Annotated in this window: 14 protein-coding genes; 13 read left to right on the top strand and 1 reads right to left on the bottom strand. The window is 57.8% G+C overall.

The annotated features are described in order from the left end of the window. Nucleotides 1-17: 17 nt before the first annotated feature. The 4 genes from ACE6ED_RS04035 (at nt 18) to ACE6ED_RS04020 (ending at nt 2810) form a co-directional block, all read left to right on the top strand. Complete coding sequence (locus ACE6ED_RS04035) at nt 18-281, top strand: YlbG family protein (RefSeq protein WP_410825683.1); 264 nt, start codon at nt 18-20, stop codon at nt 279-281. A gap of 214 nt (nt 282-495) precedes the next feature. Next, a complete protein-coding gene (locus tag ACE6ED_RS04030) occupies nt 496-912 on the top strand; it encodes a hypothetical protein (protein ID WP_410825682.1) in 417 nt (138 codons plus the stop codon). A gap of 92 nt (nt 913-1004) precedes the next feature. Beyond that, a complete protein-coding gene (locus ACE6ED_RS04025; protein WP_410825681.1) occupies nt 1005-1907 on the top strand; it encodes a selenium metabolism-associated LysR family transcriptional regulator in 903 nt (300 codons plus the stop codon). A gap of 15 nt (nt 1908-1922) precedes the next feature. Continuing rightward, entirely contained in the window at nt 1923-2810 is an 888-nt protein-coding gene (locus ACE6ED_RS04020; protein WP_410825680.1) for a PHP domain-containing protein, read from the top strand. 348 nt (nt 2811-3158) lie between these two features. On the opposite strand, the gene ACE6ED_RS04015 is transcribed toward ACE6ED_RS04020, so the two are convergent. After that, nucleotides 3159-5312: an Rqc2 family fibronectin-binding protein gene (locus ACE6ED_RS04015; RefSeq protein WP_410825679.1), complete on the bottom strand. Its 2154-nt coding sequence runs from the start codon at nt 5310-5312 to the stop codon at nt 3159-3161. Between the two features lie 216 nt (nt 5313-5528). Between ACE6ED_RS04015 and ACE6ED_RS04010 the strand changes: the two genes are divergently transcribed. The 9 genes from ACE6ED_RS04010 to priA all read left to right on the top strand — a co-directional run bounded on the left by ACE6ED_RS04010 (nt 5529) and on the right by priA (nt 17815). Continuing rightward, nucleotides 5529-8360, top strand: a complete 2832-nt coding sequence (locus ACE6ED_RS04010; protein ID WP_410825849.1) for a calcium-translocating P-type ATPase, SERCA-type — start codon at nt 5529-5531, stop codon at nt 8358-8360. An 83-nt stretch (nt 8361-8443) separates the two neighbouring features. Beyond that, nucleotides 8444-9280 (top strand): diaminopimelate epimerase, encoded by an 837-nt coding sequence (dapF, locus tag ACE6ED_RS04005; protein ID WP_410825678.1) that lies wholly within the window; start codon nt 8444-8446, stop codon nt 9278-9280. 256 nt (nt 9281-9536) lie between these two features. Beyond that, entirely contained in the window at nt 9537-11408 is a 1872-nt protein-coding gene (locus tag ACE6ED_RS04000) for a bifunctional homocysteine S-methyltransferase/methylenetetrahydrofolate reductase (RefSeq protein ID WP_410825677.1), read from the top strand. A 38-nt stretch (nt 11409-11446) separates the two neighbouring features. Further along, nucleotides 11447-12343 (top strand): YicC/YloC family endoribonuclease, encoded by an 897-nt coding sequence (locus ACE6ED_RS03995; protein ID WP_410825676.1) that lies wholly within the window; start codon nt 11447-11449, stop codon nt 12341-12343. A 52-nt stretch (nt 12344-12395) separates the two neighbouring features. Continuing rightward, nucleotides 12396-12656: an extracellular matrix/biofilm regulator RemA gene (gene remA / locus ACE6ED_RS03990; RefSeq protein WP_169279764.1), complete on the top strand. Its 261-nt coding sequence runs from the start codon at nt 12396-12398 to the stop codon at nt 12654-12656. Between the two features lie 18 nt (nt 12657-12674). Beyond that, complete coding sequence (gene gmk, locus ACE6ED_RS03985; protein WP_410825675.1) at nt 12675-13244, top strand: guanylate kinase; 570 nt, start codon at nt 12675-12677, stop codon at nt 13242-13244. A gap of 64 nt (nt 13245-13308) precedes the next feature. After that, the gene (rpoZ, locus tag ACE6ED_RS03980) at nt 13309-13509 is read left to right on the top strand and encodes a DNA-directed RNA polymerase subunit omega (RefSeq protein WP_410825674.1); all 201 of its coding nucleotides are present in this window, start codon (nt 13309-13311) and stop codon (nt 13507-13509) included. A 386-nt stretch (nt 13510-13895) separates the two neighbouring features. Continuing rightward, nucleotides 13896-15254: a bifunctional phosphopantothenoylcysteine decarboxylase/phosphopantothenate--cysteine ligase CoaBC gene (gene coaBC, locus ACE6ED_RS03975; RefSeq protein WP_410825673.1), complete on the top strand. Its 1359-nt coding sequence runs from the start codon at nt 13896-13898 to the stop codon at nt 15252-15254. Continuing rightward, nucleotides 15254-17815, top strand: a complete 2562-nt coding sequence (gene priA, locus ACE6ED_RS03970; RefSeq protein ID WP_410825672.1) for a primosomal protein N' — start codon at nt 15254-15256, stop codon at nt 17813-17815. Before coaBC ends, priA begins: the two co-directional genes overlap by 1 nt. Nucleotides 17816-18122 lie beyond the last annotated feature (307 nt).

Below are 18122 nucleotides of genomic sequence, written 5' to 3'. Positions count from 1 at the left end.
GGGGGCGGCATGCCGCCATGTTTGCGGAACGGACAGGTTACATTATATGGGTGAGCGACGTCAAAGCGGCGCGCAACCTGGAGAAATACGGAACGCTGCACTATATTTCACGCCGGATGCATTACGCGGTAATGTACGTAAACGCAGACCGTGCGGAAGAAGTGATGAAAAATGTGCGCAGGCTGCCCTATGTCAGAAAGATCGAACGTTCATACCGGAACGAGATCAAGACAGAATACTCCAGCAACACCCAGGACAAGACCCGGTTTTACGGTCTGTAAGAACGAAAGGCCCCGCGGATGCGGGGCTTTTGTTATATCAGGGTGCTGTGTAAGGGCGGGTGCCCGCAGCTGAGACGAGATAAATGGAACGCCCCATGGCTCCTTAAGAGAAACCGAATGTCCCGAAGTTGACTTGTTTAGCGCAGGGCGATACGGTAAGATGTGTTAAAAAAGGGCCGGAGCACAGGGGCCGGCGGCGGAAGAGGGAATACGGATGAACGGCAGCAACCCGGAGCAGAGAAACTACGAGCCTTTCCACATCATGCTGGATGGCCGCCGCGTCAGCGACGTTGAGGTAAGCAGGCACGCAAAAACCCGGTTTAATGAACGGATATGTACAGGCGGCCGGGAGGGGAACGACCCCGAGTTCTGGCTGTGGCAGCGTCTGAAGCAAAAACGGGTCAAGCCCTACTCGGACAGCTGGCCGGATGTGTATATCGTCGATGAGGACGCGCTGATGGTCGTCCGCTTTGTTCCCGCAGAGGCGGGCGGCGAAGCCGTGCCGGAGAAATTGATTGTGGTGTCATTTCTCGGCAGAGTGTCGGAGAATATCGAGCTGCGCGACTTAAGTGCACTGACCGGGGAGAAACGCCCTCCGAAAAAAAACGGGCGTAGAAAGCGGCGCAGGTAACAAACAGCAGTGTTCCGGATTGAATCCGGAATCGGTAGGACGGAACGGACGGCCGGATCAGCCGGTTAAGTGAATCAGGGAGTGGTACAAGATTGAATTATCACCAGCTGCATATTTTTTACACGGTGTCCCAGAGGGGGAGCTTCTCGGCGGCTGCAAATGCCCTGCATATGACGCAGCCGGCGGTTACGATGCAGATTCAAGCCTTGGAGGATTATTTCGGCACCAAATTATTTAACCGTTCCACTAAAAAAATCGAGTTGTCCGACGCGGGCGCCGCACTGCTTCCTTTTGCGGTCAAAAGTATGGAGCTTATGCGCGAGACGGATCTCGCCATGTCGGCTTTTACACAAAAGCTGGAAGGGCGGCTGACGCTTGGCGCTTCGCTGACGATCGGGGAGTATGTGCTTCCGCGGCTGCTCGGGCCGTTCGGCAAAGCATATCCGCATATCTCCATCATGCTGAAGGTGATGAACACTTCGCAGATCCTGGAAGAGATCATGAAGCATCAGCTGAATTTCGGGCTGATTGAAGCGCAGGTAGCTCATCCGGATATGGTGATTGAGCCGGTCATGGAAGACGAATTGAAGCTGATTGTGCCCGGAGGCCATGCCCTTGCCGGGCGTACCGATGTGCGTTTGGCTGAAGCGCTGGAGCATCCGTTTGTGCTGCGCGAACAGGGATCGGGCACGCGGCGTGTCATGGAAGAACAGCTTGTCCGTAAAGGATTGAAGCCGCGTGATGTGAACACCATCATGGAGCTTGGCAGCACCGGAGCCGTCAAATCGGCGGTAGAGGCGGGACTGGGTCTTACGATGCTGTCACCCTCATCGGTGAAGCATGAGGTGGCGCTTGGACTGCTATCCGTAGTGGATATATCCGATGCTTCTTTTAAGCGGCAGTTCTATGCGGTGCATTTAAAATCAACCCTGCTGCCGATTTCCGCGGTTACGTTCCTTGCGTATCTGCGCGAGCAGACGGCGGGCAGCAAATAGAATGGAGACGAGAAGATGAACAGCTTAGCGGATTCGCACGGCGCTGGCAGCGGACAAGGACGCTGCGATTTGCATACGCATACCCGCGCATCGGACGGAATGCGCTCCCCGGCGGACAACGTCCGCCTTGCCGCGGAGAAAGGGCTGGCGGCTGTTGCGATTACGGATCACGATACCGTCGCCGGCCTGGCTGAAGCGCTGGAAGCAGGAGCTGCCGCTGGCATAACAGCCGTTCCGGGCATCGAAATCAGCACCCGGGCGGGCGGCAAGGACATTCATGTGCTGGGTTATTATATGGACTTTGAGAATTTGGAGTTTTTGCAGCGGCTGGAGTCGCTGCGGGATGCGCGCGGGCACCGTAACGAGGCGATTATTGGCAGATTGCGTAAGCTCGGCATCGGCATAACGATGGAGCAGGTGATCGCGGGGCGCGGCCTGAAGCCGGGCGAAAGCGTCGGCCGGCCGCATATCGCCGACGAACTGGTCCGACTGGGCGCCGCAGCTGATATGCGGGATGCGTTCGACAAATATCTAGCGGAAGGTGCCGCCGCCTACGTCTCTGTCCCCAGAGTTTCGCCGGAAGAGGCCGCGGAGTGGATCCGGGAAGCGGGCGGAACGGCCGTGCTGGCCCATCCGGGGCTGTATGGAGATGACGAACTCGTCCGGAGTATTTTGGACCGGGCGGCGATATCCGGGCTGGAAGTGTATCACTCCGACCACGGTCACGAGGAAGAACAACGGTATTCCCTGCTTGCGGCCGAATACGGTTTGATCGTTACCGGGGGCTCGGATTACCACGGCGAACGGCAGGGTGTGGTGTTCCACGGCGATATCGGCGCACGAACCGTACCGGCCGATGTGCTGCCGCGCCTTCAGGCCGCACGCGGACCGGGAAAGGCGTAATCCGGCTGCGTAATTTGCAATACAACCTTCAGGGCGGGCAAGCTGCTCTGGAGGTTTTTTTCGTTTGGACAGGCAGTCAGGGGGCGGTTAATAGTCTTTGCCGGATGGAACCCTGGATGAAACCCGAGTGTAAAGTCCAACGGGAAACCTAGACGGAAAATCGGACGGGAACCAAACGGGAAGCCTGATAGACCTTAAACAGAACGCCAAACAGAACTCCAAACAGAACCCCAAACCCCTAGTAGAACCGACGACAAGATGAAAAAAAAATCCCCCGTGTCTTCGCTAGGAAGGCGGAGGATTGCATTATCCACTATGCAAGAAACTATACGGCGGTACTGCGTAACGTTAGTTTTTCACTGTGTTCGGCAGGGCTTTAATCAGCGCCTCGTCCGGGGTAACAAACAGCGTTTTCTGATGGTCATAAATGACAAAACCGGGTTTTGAGCCGCTTGGCTTCCGGACATGGCGAATCAGCGTATAATCGACCGGCACGCTGCTGGACTGCTTCGCCTGGCTGAAATAGGCGGCAAGCTGCGCGGCTTCTTCCAGCGTTTTTTCGCCGAATTCTGAGCTGCGGATGACGACATGCGAACCGGGGATGTCTTTGGTGTGCAGCCATGTGTCGTTTGGCGCGGCCAGCCGGTTGGTGACGTATTCGTTTTGCAGATTGTTTTTGCCCACATACATTTCCACGCCTTCCGACGAGATAAACTGGTGCAGGGTCGGGCGGGCGTTTTTCTTTTTCTTTTTGCCTTTTTTGGACCGGTCGCGCAAATATCCTTGCCCCACCAGCTCATCGCGGATTTCCTCGATATCGTTCAGTGACGCGTCGCCCAGCTGCTGCAGCAGGTTTTCCAGATAGGCGATTTCCTCCCGGGTTTTGGCCAGCTGCTCGTCGATGACCGCAAGGCTGTTTTTGTATTTGTTGTATTTTTTAAAATACCGCTGGGCGTTGTCGGAAGGCGTCAGCAGCGGATCAAGCGGAATCACGGTTTCGGCCTGGTTTTCGTCATAATAATTAATCAAGCGCGCTTCCTTGTCGCCTTTGGAGACCGCATGCAGCGAAGCGAACAGCAGCTCGCCCCAAATCCGGTACCGGTCCGCTTCGCCGGCTTCCTCCAGATCCTCCTGCAGCTTATCCAGCTTTTTCAGGTTTTTGGCCCGTTCGTTCGTCAAAAAACGCAGCAGATCGCTGACGCGCTGCTTTACGGTATCCCGTTCGGCCTTATCGCCATAGTAGTCCTCCATGCATTCGCTGATCGATTGGTACGTGGTGATGTCCTCAGACAGCTGCGTTAGCGGGATCGCTGAAAAAACAAGCTTGCCCTTCCGGTTCGTCCCCGACACCGGATGAAAGTCGCCCTGCCGCACCGGCTCCATAACGGAGCGGAACGCTTCCCAGAGCTTCGCAACAGCTGTGTCCGCCAGTTCTGCTCCTTCCGTCGTGTCCGCTTCCTTCACCGTATCCGCGCTCTCCGCTGAAACCGCTGCATCCTTCAGGCCCGCTAATTCCGGACTCTCCGCCCGTGCGGCGATCTCTCCGGCCACGAGCGGACTGATGCCGCTAAAAGTAAACACGATCCACGCGGCAGGGTCTGCCGGTGCCGCGGCACGTTTCGCCGCGTCCGCGTTTTCTCCGACCGGGTTCTCCGCCGCTTGGCGCACTCCGGTTTCATCGGAGCTGGTGCCCGGCTCCTGTCCACTGTCCGTAACACCGCTGGCACCGCTGGACGTACCGCTGCCCGTACCACCGCTGGTACCGTTGTGCGTACCGCTGTCCGTAACACCGCTGGTACCGTTGTGCGTACCGCTGTCCATAACGCCGCTGGCACTGGCGCCGCTGCCCGCAATACCGCCAGCACTGGCGCCGCTGCCCGCAATACCGCCAGCACTGGCGCCGCCGGCCGCACTGCTTGCCGCATTGCCGTTAGCCCCGGCCAACGCTGCAAGCCGCAGAGCGGTGAAATCCTCGCGGCTGATGTCCAGCGGATTCCGCTTATGCTGCTGGGGCGGCTCGGTATACGCGAACCCCGGCATCACGATGCGGTAGCTGCTGATCGCCGGCGTGACGTGATGAATGCCGTCGATAATGGTTCCGCCCGCATCCGTGAGGATGATATTGCTGTGGCGGCCCATCAGTTCGATGATAATCGTCTTGGACGATTCGTCGCCAAGCTCGTCGCGCTGCCGGATCGACAGATGCAAAATCCGCTCCATGCCCACCTGCTCAATGCGTTCGATGACGCCGCCTTCACAGTGTTTGCGCATCAGCATGCAGAACATCGGCGCCTCCGGCGGATTCAGCGTGCTGCGGGTCGTAAATTGAACGCGGGGGTAAGTCGGATTGGCGGACAGCAGCAGCTTGCCCCCGCCGCCGGCTCCGCGCAAAACGAAAATCAAGTCGTGATCGTTTGGCTGATATATTTTACTGATGCGGGAGCCTGTGATTTGCCGAAGCTCATTCGCAATCGCCCGCGTGACAATGCCGTCAAGTGCCATGATAAAAGTTCTCCTGTCGCAATTAATGTAATGATCTCCCTCTATGATGCCATACAAACCCCCGCCGCGCAAAAGGTTGGCGTGTGTTTCGGCCAGACGCTCTCCTGCCAAGCCTGGTGATAATTCGGGACTGGCCCGAATACACTGGGACATGAACAGGCGAAAGGCTGTGGCCGCACCATAACGTGAAGAAGGACCGGGAGGGAAAAGATGGACATGGAACAACACAATTGGCACAAGCTCGGGACGGAGGAGCTGGAGCGATTGTTCGGCGTCGACCCGCGCACGGGTCTTGACGAAGGCGAGGCCGCCGGGAGACTGGAGAGGACAGGCGCGAACGAGCTGTCGGACGGTAAAAAAATATCGCCTCTCACGCTGCTGTTAAATCAGTTCAAGGATTTTATGGTGCTGGTGCTGATGGGAGCGACGCTTATCTCCGGCCTGCTCGGGGAATACCTCGATGCGGTGACCATCGTCGCAATTATTTTGCTGAACGGGATTCTTGGGTTCGTCCAAGAGTTCCGCGCCGAACGTTCGCTCCGCGCGCTGAAGCAGCTGTCCGCGCCGACGGCGAAGGTGCTTCGGGCGGGAAATCAGACGGTTGTGGCCGCCAGCAAGCTTGTACCCGGCGATATTGTGCTGCTGGAGAGCGGCGACCGCGTGCCGGCGGATATCCGCTGGCTGGAATGCAGCTCCTTGTATGCGGAAGAATCGGCGCTAACCGGTGAATCGCTGCCGGTATCCAAACATGCCGATCCGATCCCGGCCGACGAAGTCCCGCTGGGCGACCAGAAAAACATCGGATTTATGGGCACCATGATTACCCGGGGAACAGGCAAAGCGATGGTCGTCCGCACCGGTATGGATACGGAGATGGGCAAAATCGCCGATTTGATCCAAAATACCGAAGCCCAGGAAACGCCGCTGCAGCGCCGCCTGGAGCAGCTTGGGAAAATTTTGATCTATGTCTCGCTGGCGCTGACGGTCGTCGTGGTTCTTGCCGGCATTTTGCACGGACAGCCGGCCGCGGCCATGTTCCTGGCTGGCGTAAGTCTGGCGGTCGCCGCGATTCCGGAAGGCCTGCCGGCGATTGTGACGATTGCGCTGGCGCTGGGCGTACAGCGGATGATCAAACGCAAAGCGATTGTCCGCAAGCTGCCTTCGGTCGAAACATTGGGCTGCGCTTCGGTTATCTGCTCCGACAAAACCGGAACGCTGACCCAAAACAAAATGACGGTCACCCGGGTCTGGACGGGCGGCAGAACGATGGAAGTGACAGGGGAAGGTTACGCGCCTGTCGGCCAGATTTTGGAGAAGGGCAAGCCGGCTGATCTCAAACATGACCAAAGCCTGCGCCGGCTGCTCCAGATCGGGGCGCTCTGCAGCAACGCGGAGATTCATGAGACTTCAACTGAAGAGCAGGCGGTGAGGGGCAAGCGCCGGGGAAAAGCCAAATCCGCGGAAGAAGTTACGGATGCGCCGGCCCAAGGCCAATGGGAGCTGAAAGGCGATCCAACCGAAGGGGCGCTTGTGACACTGTCGGCCAAAATGGGGCTGACGGCTCAACATCTGGCTTCGGTGTTTACCCGGGAAAAAGAATTCCCGTTTGATTCGGAACGCAAGCTGATGTCGGTGATTGCCGGGCACCAGGGCGGCCGGCTGATCTGTACCAAGGGCGCGCCGGATGTTCTGCTCGGCAAATGCGCCTACATGCTCTGGGAAGGGCATGTCGTGCCCTGCACGCCGACGCTCCGGCAGAAGGTGCTGGAAGCCAACGAAGGGATGGCGTCGCTTGCACTCCGGGTGCTCGGCTTAGCTTACCGCGAGCTGCGGCCCGGCGAGACGGCGGGCAGCGAAAAAGAAGCGGAGTCCCAGCTGGTGTTCGTCGGCCTCGCCGGCATGATCGACCCGCCGCGCAAAGAGGTCCGCGATGCCATCGCCGTCTGCCGCCGGGCAGGCATCAAAACGGTGATGATCACGGGCGACCACGGCACGACGGCCGAAGCGATCGCCCACCAGCTCGGCATCCTTCAGCGGGGCGGAACGGTCTTGACCGGCAGCCAGCTGACCCGGATGGACGACAATGAGCTTGATAAGCATTCAGACAATGTGTATGTATATGCCCGCGTGTCGCCTGAGCATAAGCTGCGGATCGTCAAGTCGCTGCAGCGGGCGGGCCATGTCGTCGCCATGACCGGGGACGGCGTGAATGACGCTCCGGCGGTGAAAGCGGCGGATATCGGCATCTCGATGGGAATCACAGGCACCGACGTCACCAAAGAAGCGTCCGCACTTGTGCTTGGGGATGACAATTTCTCCACGATTGTTGCCGCCATTGAGGAAGGGCGAAGCATCTATGAGAACATTCGCAAATTCATCCGTTACCTGCTCGCGTCAAATGTCGGCGAGATATTGACGATGTTTTTCGCCATGATGCTTGGCCTGCCGCTGCCGCTGGTGCCGATTCAGATTCTGTGGGTCAACCTGGTCACCGACGGCCTTCCGGCGATGGCACTGGGCGTCGACCAGCCCGAAAAAGACCTGATGGAGCACAAGCCGCGCGGATCGAAGGAAAATATTTTTGCCAGACGGCTTGGCTGGAAAATCATCAGTCGCGGGCTGCTGATCGGACTCTGCACGCTGGCCGCTTTTTGGCTGACGCTTCGGGTAGCGCCTGATAATCCCGCACAGCTGGTTAAAGCGCAGTCCGTCGCTTTTGCCACGCTGGTTATGGCGCAGCTGATCCATGTGTTTGACTGCCGGAGTTCGCGTTCAATTTTTCACCGCAACCCGCTGCAGAACAAATACCTGGTGCTTGCGGTCCTGTCGTCGGTTGTGCTTATGCTGTTCGTTATGTACTTCCCGCCGCTGCAGCCGGTGTTCAAGACGGTTCCGCTGGGCTTCCGCGAATGGTGCCTGGTGCTGGTGGCCGCAGGAATTCCTACGTTCCTCATGGGGGCGGGCAGCGTATGGGGCGGCCGGAAAAACCGCCGGAGAATTCAGGGCGGCAGCCGGCCCGTGATGAAAAGTACAAAGATTTCAGCATAAAGTCAATAGCGTTGTCCCTCCGCTTGCGGTATGCTGGTGGCAGCTTAGTTTAGGCCAGCAGAACGTTAAGGAGTGACCCTGATATGGAATTTACAAAAATGCACGGTCTCGGCAACGATTTTATCGTCGTCTTCGGCGAACGCGAGCTGCCTGCGGACGCTTCCGCGCTTGCGGTCAAGCTGTGCGACCGCTACTTTGGCATCGGAGCCGACGGTCTGGTATACATTCTCCCGTCCCAGCGGGGAGATTACATGATGCGCATCATTAACTCGGACGGCTCGGAAGCTGAGCAGTGCGGCAACGCCATCCGCTGTGTTGCGAAATATGTGTACGATCACGGGTATGTGTCTTCTGAAAAAATTGTGATTGAAACGCTGGGCGCCGGCCCGCAGCAGGTGACGATCGGGCTGAAGGACGGCAAAGCGGATACCGTCACGGTCGACATGGGCGAGCCTGTGCTGAACGGACCGCAGATTCCGGTTGCCGTCGATGCAAACCCGGTGCTGGATCATCCGATTGAAGCGGACGGCCGCACCTTCCGCTTTACTTCGGTGTCCATGGGCAATCCGCACTGCGTCATTTATGTGGAGGACGCCGTTAATTTCGATCTGGCGGTTTGGGGACCCAAGCTGGAGACCCACCCGCTGTTCCCGAAAAAGGTGAATGTGGAATTTGCCACCGTGCAGGACCGCGGCCGGGTCGATATGCGGGTGTGGGAACGCGGGGCCGGGCCAACGCTGGCCTGCGGAACCGGCGCCTGCGCCACGCTTGTCTCGTCCGTGCTGAACGGACTGACCGGCCGGGCGGCCTGGATCAGCCTGAAGGGCGGCGATCTCTACATCGAGTGGAACGAAGCGGATAACCATGTCTACATGACCGGGCCTGCCGAAATCGTTTATACCGGTTCGGTGAACGTTTAAGGGCGGAGTGCGGAAGCAGGATACGGAAAGCGTCAAGCTTGGCATTTGTGCGCAAGAGCTGGATGCTTTGCGGCACTCTGAAGGGTGTCTGGTTACAGCGGGTGTCTGGTCTCCGGGTGAGGAGGCCAGGCACTTTTTTTATATTTAAAGCCGGAGAATCATATATTCACAGTATTTCAGTGGGAAATCCCTTATGATTTGCCCCGGAATGTGATACATTTATATGAAACTATGGAATCGGGGAGGTCGTCTTGGCATGAAGCCGGATCTGCGAACAGCATGGACAACAAAAGTATTGGTGGGAGACGGGGCGATGGGAACCTTTCTGTACCAGAAAGGGTTTCCGGTCGGAATCTCTTACGAGGAATTGAATTTGACCAATCCGCAGGTCATCGGAGACGTGCACCGCAGTTACCGCGAAGCGGGAGCGGCGCTGCTGGAGAGCAACACCTTCTCGGCGAATTACGACCGCCTGTCCAAATACGGGCTGGAGCATAAAGTAGAGGAAATCAACCGCGCGGGCGTCCGCATTGCCAAAGAAGCGGCCGGGGATTCGGCCTATGTCGTAGGGGCGGTTGGATCTATCCGGGCCGGCAAACGGGCCAACCTGTCCGCGGCGGAGCTGAAACGTTATTTCGCGCAGCAGCTGGGCGCGCTGCTGGAAGAAGAGGTCGACGGCATTATGCTGGAGACGTTTTATGATGTGGAGGAGCTGCATCTTGCGCTGCGGTCCGTCCGCAAGCTGACCGCGCTGCCGGTGATCTGCCAGCTGGCCGTGGACGAAACGGCGCGGACAATGGACGGTCTTACGCTGCCCGAGGCGTTTGGCATTCTTGAGAGCGAAGGAGCGGACATTATCGGATTCAACTGCCGGACCGGTCCAAACGGCATCAAGCGGGCGCTGAAATCGCTAGAGGGTCAGCTGGCGCTGCCCGCTTCCGTTTATCCGAACGCGGGTGTTGCCGATTATGTGGACGGACAATACCGCTATGGCGCGTCGCCGGAATATTTTGGGCAAATGGCCCGCGTGTTTGCGGACCAGGGCGCCCGGATCATCGGCGGCTGCTGCGGAACGACGCCTGAACATATCGCGGAAATCTCCGCCGCGCTGGCGGGATACGAGCCTCAGCCGCTGCCGGCACCAGCTCCGCGGCAGACCGCGAGGATTGAATTAGCCGAATCGCTGGAATCGGACGGGGGCCGGGAGGGCGGCGAGCCGTCGCTGGTCGATCTGGTCAAGGAGCGCCACACCGTAATTGTGGAGCTTGATCCGCCGCGGGATCTGGATATCGCCCGGTTTATGCGGGGCGCGGAAGCGCTGCGCCGGGCGGGCGCGGACGCCCTGACGCTGGCGGACAACTCGCTGGCCGTCACCCGGATGAGCAATATGGCGCTTGGAGCGCTGGTTCAGCAGAAGACGGGCCTGCGTCCGCTTGTGCACATCGCCTGCCGGGACCGCAACATGATCGGGACCCAATCGCATCTGATGGGCTTCGACGCGCTGGGCATCGACCATGTGCTGGCCGTGACGGGCGATCCGGCCCGGTTCGGCGATCTTCCAGGCTCCAGCTCCGTCTACGACATGACTTCATTCGAGATCATCCGCATGATCAAGCAGCTGAACGACGGTATTGCTTTTTCAGGCAAACCGCTTAAGCAAAAGGCGAAGTTCGTTATCGGCGCGGCGTTTAATCCAAACGTGAAGCATCTGGATAAAGCCGTGCAGCGGCTGGAGAAAAAAATCGCCTCAGGCGCAGACTATATCATGACCCAGCCGGTTTACGACGCCAAGCTGATCGAAGAGGTGGCCAAAGCAACGGCGCATCTGAACGTGCCCATCTTCATCGGCGTGATGCCGCTCGCCAGCGGAAGGAATGCGGAATACCTGCATAACGAGGTGCCGGGCATCCAGCTGTCAGACGAAGTGCGCAGCCGCATGGCGGGACTGGAAGGCGAGGCGGGACGGGCGGAAGGCGTGAAGATTGCCGAAGAGCTGCTGGATACGGCGACGGCGCATTTTAACGGAATCTATCTGATGACGCCGTTTATGTTCTATGAAATGACTGCCCAGCTGGTGGAGTATATATGGAAGAAATCCGGACGCAAATTGTCCCCCTTGTTTCGGTAGTAAGAATCAATTAGAATAGTGTAATGGATGTGATGCCGATGTCATTTAGCATGACCGGATACGGTCAATCGTCAGTGCAATTCGGCGGCTACAAGATAATGTTCGAAGTGAAGTCGGTCAATCACCGGTATTGTGAAGCGGTATTCCGGATGCCCAGGGAGTGGGGCGTTTATGAAGAGACGCTGAGACATACGGTACAAGAGCGGATCAAGCGCGGCCGGATCGATATCTCGATTCACCGGACGCCGGACGGGGAGCAGCCTTACGGGGCAAGTCTCAATCCCGCGGCGGTGTCTTCTTATCTTAGGGCGGCCGACACGCTGAAGTCCGAGTTCGGCCTGGAGGGCTCACTTAGTCTCCGGGATTTGTTGTCTCTGCCGGGTGTCATGACCGGCGGTGAAGCTGAGCCGTCTCTTATGGAAGACGAGGAAGGGCAGCTCCAAGCCGCGCTTGTCTCCGGACTTGCGGCCAGCTTGGACGGATTGCTGGAGATGCGGGCGAGAGAAGGCCGGCATCTGGCCGCTGACCTGAAGCAGAGGACGGCCAGACTGCGGGAGCTGCACAAGCAGATGACAGAGCTGGCCCCGAGAGTTACGGAAGAGTACGCCGTCAAGCTGAAGCTGCGGATCCGCGAGCTTTTGGGCGATGCCCAGCCGCTGGACGAGTACCGGCTTGGCACGGAAATCGCGCTGTTCGCCGACCGCTGCAGCATTGACGAAGAGCTGATCCGCCTGGAGAGCCATCTGGACCAATTCGACGCGCTGTTATCGGGCCATGAGCCGGTCGGACGCAAGCTGGATTTTCTCATTCAGGAGATGAACCGGGAAACGAACACGATCGGCACCAAAAGCAACCATCTGACTCTGGTTAACCGGGTCGTGGATATGAAAGCGGAGCTGGAGAAGATCCGCGAACAGGCCGCGAACCTGGAGTGAGAGCGAAGAGGAATCAGGGTAAGATTGAATTATTGGGGGGAACTACCGGAACATGGCCATTAAACTCATCAATATCGGCTTTGGAAATATCGTATCGGCTAACCGCATTATTTCCATCGTCAGCCCAGAATCCGCACCAATCAAACGGATCATCCAGGAAGCCAGGGACCGGCATATGCTGATCGACGCCACTTACGGCCGGCGGACACGCGCCGTTATTATTACGGACAGCGACCATGTTATTTTGTCCGCCGTACAGCCGGAGACGGTGGCGCACCGGCTGTCGACCAAAGACGACGAGAACGACGAATAATAGCAAATGGAGTGTATTATGTCAAAAGGATTGCTGATCGTACTGTCCGGCCCATCCGGGGTCGGCAAAGGAACCGTATGCAGCGCGCTCAGACCGCGGATGCCGGAGCTGGTGTACTCCGTTTCGGCGACGACGCGCAGTCCGCGCGCGGGCGAACAGGACGGCGTCAACTATTTCTTTAAGACCCGCGATCAATTTGCGGAAATGATCGACAAGGACCAGCTGCTGGAATTTGCCGAATATGTCGGCAACTATTACGGCACGCCCCGGGATTTTGTTGAAGAAACATTGCGGAGCGGCAAGGATATCATCCTGGAAATTGAAGTTCAGGGTGCGCTGAAGGTGAAGGAGAAATTTCCCGAGGGCATTTTTGTGTTCCTGACGCCTCCTTCCATGGATGAGCTGAAGGACCGGATTTGCGGCCGCGGTACGGAGCATCCGGATGTCATTAACCACCGCATGTCCGTCGCTGAAGAAGAGATCGGATTAATGAAGCATTACGATTACGCCGTGGTCAATGACGAGATCGATCTGGCCTGCAAGCGTATAGAAAGCATCATTATCGCCGAACATTGTAAAATCCGCTAGATTCCGCCGGCAGCTTGCCGGAGGAGCGTTCAATCAATTTATTCTTACTAAAGAGGTGTCTCTCGTGTTATATCCGTCGATTGATGAAATTATGGAAAAAGTAGACAGCAAGTATTCGCTTGTTGTTGCTGCGGCCCGCAGGGCTAGACAGCTGCGCGAAGGCGGCAAGTCCGAACTGAGCACCCCGAAATCGCACAAAAATGTCGGCGTGGCGCTTGAAGAAGTATACAAAGATCTGGTTACCGTCAGCCGCGGGGAAGAGTAAGCTAGTCCTTTCCGCGGTACGCATCAATCGTCGGGACCGGCTTCAGGGACGGGGGGCAGCCGTACGGCTGTCCGTACGCTCCGCTCTGGAAGAGGTACCCCCGGATGGGTGCCGGACGGCAGCTCGTCACAGCCGCTAATCAAGCGAGAAATCAACCAACTGAAGCACAGCCGGCCCGGGTATGGGCAACAGACAACCGGAAGGTTGTTATTTTTTTCTTCGGTTCAAGAAATCCGGGGATCAGGCCGGGCCGGAAGGACCCGATTTGCCGCTGTGACAGTTCAAACTTCTCTATTCCCAGGCTTTAGTTAATATAAGGATAGCCGGACGGACTGGCTGCGACAGGCAGTAATGGCCATAGAACGGATAGCAAGGGGGAAACGGCAATGTTAACAGGCAAAACGATACTGCTGGGTGTCACCGGAGGAATCGCGGCGTATAAAGCGGCGGCGCTTACCAGCAAGCTGGTGCAAAAAGGCGCCGAAGTACACGTCATTATGACGTCTTCCGCCAAACAATTCATCACTGAGCTAACGCTTCAGTCACTTTCCAAGCAACGGGTATACAGCGATACCTTTGATGAGCGGGATCCTTCGTCGGTGTCTCATATCGAGCTGGCCGACAAAGCCGATCTGGTGCTGGTGGCGCCCGCTACGGCCAACATCCTGGCCAAGATGGCGCATGGTCTTGCCGACGACATGCTGTCCACCACGCTTTTGGCCACAACGGCCCCTGTTATGGTTGCACCGGCAATGAATGTGCATATGTACGGGCATCCGGCGGTCCGGCACAATATAGAGGTATTGGCATCCCGCGGCGTTAAGTTCATTGAGCCGGGAGTGGGACAGCTTGCCTGCGGTTATGTGGGCAAAGGCCGTCTTGAAGAGCCGGAAACGATTGTGAAATGCGTGGAAGCATTTTTTGCGGAAGCGGCAGCTGGACCGGCAGCGATTAGCTCGGCTGAATACGGAGGAACATTAGCGGCTGAACCCGCAGGAACAACAATGGTTGAACATGCGGGAATGAAGACGAATGAAGCGGCAGGGGCGGATACAAACGGGCTTTTGGGCAGTGTAGCGGCAGTAGGGCCCCTCAGCGGCAAAAAAGTCGTCATCACTGCGGGCGGAACAATCGAACGGATCGACCCCGTCCGCTACATTTCCAATGATTCGTCCGGCAAAATGGGTTTTGCGCTCGCCAAAGCGGCGGCTGCACTTGGAGCGGATGTGACCCTCGTCGCCGCGCGGACGGATGAACGGCCGCCGGCGGACATCCCTTCCATTCGCGTGCAATCGGCTCAGGAGATGTACGAGGCGGTGCTGGGTCTGTGGGACCAGGCGGATATCGTGATCAAAGCAGCAGCCGTGGCGGATTACCGTCCAGCGCATCCTGCCGGATCCAAGATCAAAAAGTCCGGCGAAACGCTGACGCTTGAGCTGGTGAAAAATATCGATATCCTCGAAACGCTGGGGAAAAGCAAAACCCGCCAGCTGCTGATCGGATTTGCGGCCGAAACCGGCAATACCGAAGCTTTTGCCCGGGAGAAGCTGGAACGCAAGAACTGCGACCTGATCGTGGCGAATAATGTTGCGCTTGAAGGCGCCGGTTTTGGCTCGGAGACCAACAAAGTGGCGGTATACGACCGTGCGGGGCTGGTGCTGGATCTGCCGATGCTGTCCAAGGACGAAGTGGCGCGCCGCCTCCTGGAACTGGCGGCGGACCGGCTGCGGGAAGCGGTCCGCTGATGGATATCGCCAAAGTGATCGTCGATGTTCCGGTGCGCAGTACGGACCGTCCGTTCGATTACCTGATACCGGATGAGATCAAGGTATGGATTGAAGTGGGCAGCCGGGTGGCGGTGCCCTTTGGCCACCGGACTGTTCAGGGATTCGTCGTCTCGATGGAATCCGGTTCGGCCGCCGGTGTACCGGGGCTTAAGCCGATTCAGGAGGTGCTTGATCTGATGCCGCCGCTGTCGCCGGAGCTGGTGGAGCTGGCTGACTGGATGAGCGGCCGCTACGCCTGCCGGCGCATTTCCGCGCTTCAGGCGATGCTGCCGACAGCGCTAAAAGGCAAAGCCGAGCGGGTTATCGCGCTGGGAGACGAAGCAGACAGAGCGGAAGACACGCAGACGGGCGGCAGTGAACCGCTGTTCCCTGAACAGGATTGGTTCCCGTTTCTATCCGGCGCGGATGACGAGGAGAAGCGGATTACGGATTTTGTCCGCCGGCATGGCGAAGTATCGATGAAGCAGCTGACCCGGATGTTCCCTGACGGCGCCGAGACGGTGAAGTTTATGATCCGGCGCGGTGTGCTTGTCGAAACCCAATCGATCAAGGATAAAATGGGCAAAAAGAAGCTGAAGGCGGTTGATCTGGCGACGACCCCCGAAGCGGCAAGAGAAGCGCTGGCTTCGTTCCCGGCCAGATCGGCTCGGCAGAAGGAAGTGCTTGCTTTTCTGCTGGAGATGGAGGCGGTGCTGCCCATGCCGCTGAAGGATGTGCTGTCCGCCCTGCAGGTAACCGCGGGTACGGTCAAAAGCCTAGCAGACAAAGGTTATGTCGAGATTACCGAGGTGGAAGTCTACCGCGACCCTTACAAAGGGCGGGATTTCCGGCCAAGTGCGCCGCTGCCGCTTACGGAGGAGCAGCAGGCCGTCTATAACCGGATCTCTGCCTCTGTGGACGCCATGCGGCATGAAGTTTTTTTGCTGCATGGCGTAACAGGCAGCGGAAAAACCGAAATTTATCTGCAGTGCATCCAGCGCTGTGTTGCACAAGGACGTCAGGCCGTTGTTCTTGTACCCGAAATTTCGCTTACGCCGCAAATGGTCGAGCGGTTTAAAGGCCGCTTCGGCAGCGGGGTTGCCGTCATGCACAGCCGGCTGTCCGCGGGGGAACGGTATGATGAATGGCGCAAAATCCGGGAAGGCAAAGCGATGGTAGCGGTTGGTGCGCGTTCCGCGGTATTTGCGCCTTTTGTTAATCTTGGCCTGATTATTATGGATGAAGAACATGAAACCTCCTACAAGCAGGAGGAAAACCCCAAATATCATGCCCGCGACGTGGCGGTACACCGGGCGGAACAGCTGGGTGCGGCCGTGATTCTCGGCTCGGCGACACCTTCGCTGGAGAGCTATTATGCAGCCCGGTCGCAGGCCGATCTGCATTTCTCCCCGGTGCTGCTTGAGATGCCTACGCGGGCGCTTGGGAACAAGCTCCCTGCGGTCGAAGTGATCGACATGCGCAACGAGCTGAAGGAAGGCAACCGGTCCATGTTCAGCCGGGCGCTGCACAAAGGGCTGCAGGAGCGGCTTGAACGGGGGGAGCAGACGGTTTTGCTCCTGAACCGCCGGGGATTTTCAACTTTTGTTATGTGCCGGTCATGCGGTTATGTGGCAACTTGTCCGGAATGCGATATTTCGCTGACTTATCACAGCCGGAGCAACAATCTGCGCTGTCACTACTGCGGGCATGCGGAGCCTTCGCCGTCGGAGTGCCCGGAGTGCGGCAGCGAGCACATCCGGTTTTTTGGCACAGGGACCCAGCGGGTTGAGGAGGAACTAGGCAAGCTGTTTCCGGGCATCCGCGTGATTCGGATGGATGTCGACACGACGACGGAAAAGGGCTCCCACGAGAAGCTGCTAGGCCAATTCCGCGACAAAAAAGCGGATGTGCTGCTGGGCACGCAGATGGTGGCGAAAGGGCTCGATTTTCCGGACGTCACCCTTGTCGGTGTAATTACAGCCGACTCGGCGCTGAATCTGCCCGATTTCCGGGCGGCGGAAAAAACGTTCCAGCTGCTGACTCAGGTGGCCGGACGCGCAGGGCGTCATCAGCTTCCCGGCGAAGTCATCGTCCAGTCTTATACGCCTGACCATTATTCGATCACGCATGCTTCCCGGCATGATTACGCTTCGTTTGTGCGGGAAGAACTGAAGCATAGGCGGGGCCTGCATTATCCGCCGTACTGCCGTTTGATCTTGGTGACGCTCTCCCATGAACAGCTGCCGCTTTTGATCCGGATGGCGGAGAATTATGCGCTGAATCTTCAGGGACACGCCCGGCAGCTGCGATGGTACGGCAGCCTGGACAAGCTGACTGCCGATGTATTGGAACTGCTTGGTCCGGTCGCTTCGCCGATGCCGAGGCTGAAGGGCAGATACCGGTTCCAATGCATGATCAAATGGCGCGGCGGGATCGATGTCATCGGGCTCGCGCGGCGTGTGGCGGACGAGCTGGAGGATTCGGCCAAGGACGCCGGGCTGCAGATCAGCATTGACGTCGATCCGCAGGTGCTGATGTAAAAACGGAGTATTTTAACGATATAGACCAAACCATTTATATAGACTGAATTAGTGAAGGAAAAAGAGATGTCACGGAGGCAATTTGGAGATGAAGGAGCGAACGCGATTGCCTTTATTTTCGGAGTTCGACGTTCAATATAGACTGAACCATAGAAATACAGGATGGCGGGGATGACGCGGAGGCAATTTGGAGCTGTAGGAGCGAACGCGTTTGCCTTTATTTTCGGAGTTCTCCCGCTAACGGGACTTCCAATCAAGAACTCCGAAAATAACAGCAACCGGAAGTCCCAAATTGGCCGCAGCGGCA

The sequence above is a fragment of the Paenibacillus nanchangensis genome (assembly GCF_046543445.1).
GTDB classification, from domain to species: domain Bacteria; phylum Bacillota; class Bacilli; order Paenibacillales; family Paenibacillaceae; genus Paenibacillus_AQ; species Paenibacillus_AQ nanchangensis.
This window is presented reverse-complemented; position numbering and strand designations above follow the sequence as displayed.